Genomic DNA, 7,638 nt, shown 5'->3' on the forward strand with positions numbered 1-7,638 from the left:
CTCCTGACATGTACGCGTCCTGAGTGCCACTCTTCCCCCACCCGCACAGCACCACCGCAGCACAGCACTTCCCCCACATCGAGGAGCTTGTGTGTCCACCTCTTTCTACGCGCGTCAAAAGCGCGCCACGCTGGCCATCGCCACCGCCGTCGCCGCGGGTGCCCTGCTCACCACCGGCCTGAGCTCGGGCAGCAGCGTCGCCGCGGACTCCGCGAGCAAGCCGGCCCTCGCCGCCGCCCCCGTCCTGCTCTCCGCGCAGGCCCGCACCGCGCTGGTCCAGGAGCAGCAGGCGGACGCCGCGCGGACGGCCGACGCGATAGGCCTCGGCTCCCAGGAGAAGCTGGTCGTCAGGGACGTCGTGAAGGACGCCGACGGCTCGGTCCACACCCGCTACGAGCGCACCTACGCGGGCCTGCCGGTCCTCGGCGGCGACCTCGTGGTGCACGAGTCGAAGTCCGGCGGGGCCCTGGGCGTCACCAGAGCCACCAAGGCGACCCTGAAGGTCGCCTCGCTCAAGCCCGCGGTCACCGCCGCCAAGGCCGAGAAGCAGGCCGTGACCCTCGCCAAGGCGGCCGGCTCGGCCAAGACCGAGGCGAACTCCGCGCCCCGCAAGGTGATCTGGGCGGCCGACGGCAAGCCCACCCTCGCCTACGAGACCGTCGTCGGCGGCCTCCAGGAGGACGGCACCCCGAACGAGCTGCACGTCGTCACCGACGCCGCCACCGGCAAGAAGCTCTACGAGTACCAGGGCATCGAGACCGGCACCGGCAACACCACCTACAGCGGCAAGGTCACCCTCAGCACCACCAAGTCCGGGTCGGCCTACAACCTGACGGACGGCACCCGCGGCGGCCACAAGACGTACAACCTCAACCGCGGCACCTCCGGCACCGGCACCCTCTTCTCCGGCTCCGACGACATCTGGGGCACCGGCAGCCCGTCCAACCTGGAGACGGCCGCCGCCGACGCCCACTACGGCGCCCAGATCACCTGGGACTTCTACAAGAGCACCTTCGGCCGCAGCGGCATCCGCAACGACGGCAAGGCCGCCTACTCCCGCGTCCACTACGGCAACAACTACGTCAACGCCTTCTGGTCCGACAGCTGCTTCTGCATGACCTACGGCGACGGTTCGGGCAACACCCACCCGCTGACCTCGCTGGACGTGGCCGCGCACGAGATGAGCCACGGCCTGACGTCGGCCACGGCCGGCCTGAACTACAGCGGCGAGTCCGGCGGCCTGAACGAGGCGACCAGCGACATCTTCGGCGCGGGCGCCGAGTTCTTCGCGAACAACTCCTCCGACGTCGGTGACTACCTCATCGGCGAGGAGATCGACATCAACGGCGACGGCAGCCCGCTGCGCCACATGGACAAGCCCAGCAAGGACGGCTCCTCCAAGGACAGCTGGTCCTCCAGCCTCGGCGGCCTGGACGTGCACTACTCCTCCGGCCCCGCCAACCACTTCTTCTACCTGCTCTCCGAGGGCAGCGGGAAGAAGACGATCAACGGCGTGGCCTACGACTCGCCCACCTCCAACGGCTCCACGGTCACCGGCATCGGCCGGACCAAGGCGCTGCAGATCTGGTACAAGGCGCTGACGACGTACATGACGTCGACGACCAAGTACGCCCAGGCCCGTACCGCGACCCTGAACGCGGCCTCGGCGCTGTACGGCGCCTCCAGCACCGAGTACAAGGCGGTCGCGTCCGCCTGGTCGGCCGTCAACGTCGGCTGACCGCAGCACGGCCACGGGCGGTACCCGGATCGCAGGACGGTCCGGGTGCCGCCTTACTCTTGGGGACCGTGTCTTCTACGGATTCGCAGGACTTCACCTACGCCGATGTCGGCGCCACCCGTGACCAGGGTTTCTGCCCGCCGGGCTTCCGTCCCATGAACGTACGCACCCGTCTCGGCGAGGGCGAGGAGGTCTTCCGCCGGGCCGCGGAGGCCGTCCTCACCTGGGAGATGCACCGCGCGATGGGCGTCGGCCTCGACGCGAGCGCGGACCGGGCCGCTCCCGGCGTCGACGTCACCGTCACCCTCGCCGGCATGATCAAGGCCCCCTGCCGCGTGGTCTGGACGGTCGAGGAACCCCGCCGGGCGGGCTGGGCCTACGGCACCCTGCCCGGCCACCCGGAGACCGGCGAGGAGTCCTTCGTGGTCGACCGCACGGGAGACGGCACGGTGTGGCTGACGGTGAACGCGTTCAGCCGGGCGGCGAAGTGGTACGCGAAGGCGGGCGGCCCGGCGACCAGGGGCTTCCAGCACGCGTACGCGCGACGGTGCGGCACTGTCCTCCGGAACTTGGCGACCCGGGGTGGCGAGTTGGCCTGAGGGGCGCGGGGAACTGCGCGAGCAACCCCCCACGCACCCGCAGACGGCAACTCACCGCATCAACAACCCCGCAGCCGCCACCAGCTCCTCGGAGGGCCCGGCCACAAGCCCCAACTCCGCGCTGGAAGCCATCAGCCGATGCGCGGGAAGGATCCGCACCGTATACCCAAAAGGCCCGGTGCGATCCAGCGACAAGGGCCCTTCATAGACCCAGCGCCCGTCCTGGTCGGGAGACCCCACGGGCTTCAACGGAACGACAGCCGCGTCGGCGATGCGATCCTCCTCGTCGACCCGCCCCGAAACGACCTGCACCTCCACGTCGTCCGGCCCGAGTTCCCCGAGCCCCACCCGCACCCGAAGCCCCAGCGTCGTACCGAGCTCGGCCAGCACCTCCGACGCCGACGTCTCCACATGGTCGACGGTGACCCCCGGCCACGCCGCCCGCACCCTCGCCTTCCACTCGGCGAGATCACGCGCCGCGTCCGGCCCCACGGCCCGGTGGGAAAGCGCAGCCGGCGCGTAGAGCCGCTCCACGTACTCGCGGACCATCCGCCCCGCCAGCACCTTGGGCCCCAGCAGGCTCAGCGTGTGCCGGACCATCTCGATCCAGCGGTCGGGCAGCCCGCTGCGCCCCCGCTCGTAGAAGCGGGGCGTCACCCGCTGCTCCAGCAGGTCGTACAGCGCCGCCGCCTCTATGTCGTCACGGTGGTCCTGGTCGGTACCGACGCCGTCCGCCGTGGGGATGGCCCAGCCGAAGTCGGGCTGGAACCACTCGTCCCACCAGCCGTCGAGGACCGACAGATTGAGACAGCCGTTGAGCGCGGCCTTCATGCCGGACGTGCCGCAGGCCTCCAGCGGCCGGAGCGGGTTGTTCAGCCAGATGTCGCAGCCGGGGTACAGCTTCTGCGCCATCGCCATGCCGTAGTCGGGCAGGAAGACGATCCGGTGCCGTACCCGCGGGTCGTCCGCGAACCGCACCAGCTCCTGCACCAGCCGCTTGCCGCCGTCGTCCGCGGGGTGCGCCTTGCCCGCGACGACGATCTGGACCGGCCGCTCGGGGTGCAGGAGCAGGTCCATCAGCCGGTCCCGGTCGCGCAGCATCAGCGTCAGGCGCTTGTACGAGGGCACGCGCCGGGCGAAGCCGATCGTCAGGACGTCCGGGTCGAGCACGTCGTCGATCCAGCCCAGCTCGGCCGTGTGGGCGCCGCGCTGCCGCCAGGAGGCCCGCAGCCGCTCCCGCACCTCCTCGACGAGCTGCTCGCGCAGCACCCGCCGCAGGTCGAAGATGTCCTGGTCGGGGATGTCGGCGACCGCGTCCCAGCGGTCCGAGCCGCCGACGGTCAGCGCGTCCTCGGCGCGCTGGACACCGATCTGCCGCGCACCGAGCCGGAACACCTCGGGGGCGACCCAGGTGGGGGCGTGCACACCGTTGGTCACGGACGTGATCGGCACCTCGTCGGCGTCGAAGCCGGGCCACAGGCCGGAGAACATCTCGCGGCTGACGTTGCCGTGCAGCAGGGATACGCCGTTGGCGCGCTGGGCGAGGCGCAGGCCCATCACGGCCATGTTGAAGAGGTTGGGCTCCCCGCCGGGGTAGGTCTCCATGCCGAGCCTGAGGACGCGGTCGACGTCGATGCGGGGCAGCTCGGCGTCGGGGCCGAAGTGGCGGGCGACCAGCTCACGGTCGAAACGGTCGATGCCGGCCGGGACGGGCGTGTGGGTGGTGAAGACGGTCCCGGCGCGGACCGACTCCAGCGCGGAGTCGAAGTCCAGCCCCTCGGCGCAGAGTTCGGCGATCCGCTCAAGACCGAGGAAGCCGGCGTGCCCCTCGTTGGTGTGGAAGACCTCCGGCGCGGGGTGGCCGGTCAGCCGGCAGTACGTCCGTACCGCCCGGACCCCTCCTATGCCGAGGAGCATCTCCTGGAGCAGCCGGTGCTCGCTGCCGCCGCCGTAGAGCCGGTCGGTCACGCCGCGCTCGCCGAGGTCGTTCTCCTCGACGTCGGAGTCCAGCATCAGCAGCGGGACCCTGCCGACCTGCGCCAGCCAGATCCGGGCGTGCAGGTGCTTGCCGCCGGGCAGGGCGAGGGAGACCTGGGCGGGGGTGCCGTCGGGCTCCTCGAGCTGGACGACGGGCAGCTCGTTGGGATCGAGGACCGGGTAGTGCTCCTGCTGCCAGCCGTCCCGGGACAGGGTCTGCCGGAAGTAGCCGTGCCGGTAGAGCAGGCCGACGCCGATCAGCGGAACGCCGAGGTCGCTGGCCGCCTTGAGGTGGTCGCCGGCCAGGATGCCGAGGCCGCCGGAGTACTGGGGGAGGGCGGCCGTGATGCCGAACTCGGGTGAGAAGTAGGCGATCGCGGCGGGCAGTTCCTCGGGCTGGGTCTGGTACCAGCGGTCGCCGGTCGTGTAGTCGTGCAGATCGCCGGCGACCGCGGTCAGGCGGCGCAGGAACGGGCGGTCCCCGGCCAGTTCCGCCAGCCGCGCGGGCGGCACGCTGCCGAGCAGCCGGACGGGGTCGCCGCCCGAGGCGGCCCACCGCTCGGGGTCGACGGACCGGAACAGGTCACGGGTCTCCGCGTGCCACGACCAGCGCAGGTTGCGGGCCAGGTCGCTGAGCGGCCGGAGGGGGTCGGGGAGAACGGGTCGGACGGTGAATCGACGGATCGCCTTCACGGGTTCCACCTCGGCGCGTTCGCTGGATTTCGCAGGGCTTCGACGACGTCTCCTACGACAGTACCCACGTCGGCGCCCCCGCCGCTGAGGCTCCGCGACCCGACCCCCGATCGGCCTGAACAGCACCATCCGCGGATATGGCCGATTCCACCCCCATAGGCGTCCTTGTGGCGCTTCGCACGCCACGAGAGGCTGCCTCTGGCGTACCGGCCCGTGCCCGCCGCACGCGGCGCCGCGCGGCCGTCGTACGCCGAGTCGAGGAGGGGAAATCGGACCATGGCTCGGACGCGCGAGCGGCGTCTGCACCGGACGGGGGGCCTGGTCGCGGCGATCTGTGCCGCGGCGTTTTCGGCCACCACCCTGCCCGCGCAGGCCGTACCGGAGGGGCGGATACTCGGCGCCGGATCACCCGGCTCCGTGCACGGAAGTTACCTGGTGACACTGAAGGAGGGCACGGGGGCCCGGTCGGCGGCCGGAAAGGGACTCGCCGGAAAATACGGGGTGGAGATCAGCCACACCTACGACACCGTCCTGAACGGTTACGCGGTCCGCGCGGACGAGAGACAGGCTGGGCGGCTGGCCGCAGACCCCCGTGTCGCCTCGGTCGTCCAGGACACCCGCGTGCGCCTCGACGGCACCCGGAAGAACCCCCCGTCCTGGGGGCTGGACCGCGTCGACCAGCCGCGGCTGCCTCTGGACCGGAGCTACACCTGGCCCCGGTCGGCCGGTGCGGGAGTGACGGTGTACGTGATCGACACCGGCGTCCGGACCACCCACCGGGACTTCGGAGGCCGGGCGGGCCACGGCTGGGACTTCGTCGGGAACGACCGGGTCGCCTCGGACGCGGGCGGCCACGGCACGCACGTCGCCGGCACGGTCGCCGGGACGGCCCACGGCGTCGCGAAGAAGGCCCGGATCGTCTCCGTGCGCGTCCTCGACGCCGCGGGCGGGGGCACCACGGCCCGGGTGATCGCCGGGATCGACTGGGTGACCCGGCACGCGAAGAAGCCCGCGGTCGCCAACCTCAGTCTGGGCGGACCGCGCAACGAGCGGCTGGACGCCGCCGTCCGCGCCTCCATCGCCTCCGGCGTCACCTACACGGTCGCCGCGGGCAACGACGGCAGGCCTGCCGGTCTGTACTCCCCGGGGAGCGTGAAGCAGGCCCTCACGGTCGGCGCGACCGACCGGGAGGATACAAAACCGGCCTTCTCCAACCACGGTCCGGCGCTCGATCTGTTCGCTCCGGGCGTCGGCATCACCTCCGCGTCCGCCGCGAGCGACACCGCGTGGGCCACCTTCTCGGGTACCTCGATGGCGTCCCCGCACGCCGCCGGCGCGGCCGCGCTCTATCTGGCCGATCATCCGAAAGCCACTCCGGCGCAGGTCGGGAGGGCCCTGACCGCCCGAGCGGCGACCGGGAAGGTCTCCGGCCGGGGTATCGGTTCGCCGGACAAGTTACTGCGGGTGCCGCGCGTGTAGGGCGAAGGAGCAGCCACCTCAGGGGCCGGCCTCGTCCGTCGCGGACGAGGCCGGTCTTGTGTGTCGACATACGCGTGAGTAGTTAACAAAGTGCCGGATTGCTCACCCGAATAGGGTGGGAAGGCTCCTGCGGGTACCCCTCTCAGGAGCACCCTGCAGGACCCACCTCCCCACAGACATCCGCCTACCCACGTTGACGCGGACAGGAGCGGTCATGCCCGCCAAGCACCACTCGCCAGCACCCCCCAACCGCCGCACCACCGGGGCGCGCGCACCCGGCGGCGAAGCACGCCCCGCACGCCCGGCCGACGCCGGTCCACCGGCCACGCCACCACCCCGCGAGGCGACCGCCGTCGGGCGCATACCCGTCCTGGACGTCCGCCCGGCGGTCCAGCAGGGACGCCGGCCGGCCAAGGCCGTCACCGGCGAGACCTTCGAGATCTCGGCGACCGTGTTCCGGGAGGGGCACGACGCGGTGGCCGCCAATGTCGTCCTGAAGAACCCCGAGGGCCGCCCCGGCCCGTTCACGCCACTGCGGGAGCTGGCCCCGGGGACGGACCGGTGGGGTGCCACGGTCACCGCGGGGGAGCCCGGGCTGTGGACGTTCATCGTCGAGGCATGGGGGGACCCGGTCAGTACCTGGCGCCATCACGCCGAGATCAAGATCCCGGCGGGCATGGACACGGACGTCGTCCTGGAGGAGGGCGCGCGTCTGTACGAGCGGGCAGCGGCCGGTGTGCCCGAGGAGGAGGGACTGCGCGCCGTGATCCTCACCGCCGTCGACGCCCTGCGGGACGAGGACCGCCCCGCGGCGGCTCGTCTGGCGGCGGCGCTGACGCCGGAGGTGGACGCGGTCCTGGCCCGGCACCCGCTGCGGGACCTGGTCACCAGCAGTGAGCCGCTGCCGCTGCTCGTGGAGCGCGAGCGGGCCCTGTACGGCTCCTGGTACGAGTTCTTCCCCCGCTCGGAAGGCACCCCCGAGCAGCCCCACGGCACCTTCCGCACCGCCGCGCGCAGGCTGCCGGCGATCGCGGCGATGGGCTTCGACGTGGTGTACCTGCCGCCGATCCACCCCATCGGCACCACCTTCCGCAAGGGCAGGAACAACACCCTCTCCCCCGGCCCCGACGACGTCGGCGTGCCCTGGGCGAT

At 71.9% G+C, this 7,638-nt stretch carries 5 protein-coding genes; 4 read left to right on the plus strand and 1 reads right to left on the minus strand.

All coding sequences use genetic code 11. The features are described 5' to 3' along the window. Positions 1–91 precede the first annotated feature (91 nt). Together ABT116_RS07515 and ABT116_RS07520 are read left to right on the plus strand one after the other, a co-directional pair. Positions 92–1,738: a M4 family metallopeptidase gene (locus tag ABT116_RS07515; protein ID WP_351629181.1), complete on the plus strand. Its 1,647-nt coding sequence runs from the start codon at positions 92–94 to the stop codon at positions 1,736–1,738. A 68-nt stretch (positions 1,739–1,806) separates the two neighbouring features. Then, entirely contained in the window at positions 1,807–2,337 is a 531-nt protein-coding gene (locus ABT116_RS07520) for a DUF1990 domain-containing protein (RefSeq protein ID WP_502983835.1), read from the plus strand. A gap of 51 nt (positions 2,338–2,388) precedes the next feature. Here the strand turns inward: ABT116_RS07520 and ABT116_RS07525 are convergent, their stop codons facing one another. Beyond that, the gene (locus ABT116_RS07525) at positions 2,389–5,007 is read right to left on the minus strand and encodes a glycosyltransferase family 1 protein (protein ID WP_351629187.1); all 2,619 of its coding nucleotides are present in this window, start codon (positions 5,005–5,007) and stop codon (positions 2,389–2,391) included. Between the two features lie 276 nt (positions 5,008–5,283). On the opposite strand from ABT116_RS07525, the gene ABT116_RS07530 reads away from it, so the two are divergent. Next, positions 5,284–6,486 carry a S8 family peptidase gene (locus ABT116_RS07530; RefSeq protein ID WP_351629189.1) on the plus strand — a complete coding sequence of 401 codons (1,203 nt, stop codon included), beginning with the start codon at positions 5,284–5,286 and terminating at the stop codon, positions 6,484–6,486. A 214-nt stretch (positions 6,487–6,700) separates the two neighbouring features. Further along, positions 6,701–7,638, plus strand: a 938-nt coding sequence (locus ABT116_RS07535; RefSeq protein WP_351629192.1) for a maltotransferase domain-containing protein, incomplete at its 3' end; no start/stop codon positions are given.

It is taken from the genome of Streptomyces sp. NPDC002130, assembly GCF_040296465.1.
In the GTDB taxonomy this organism is placed as follows: Bacteria; Actinomycetota; Actinomycetes; order Streptomycetales; family Streptomycetaceae; genus Streptomyces.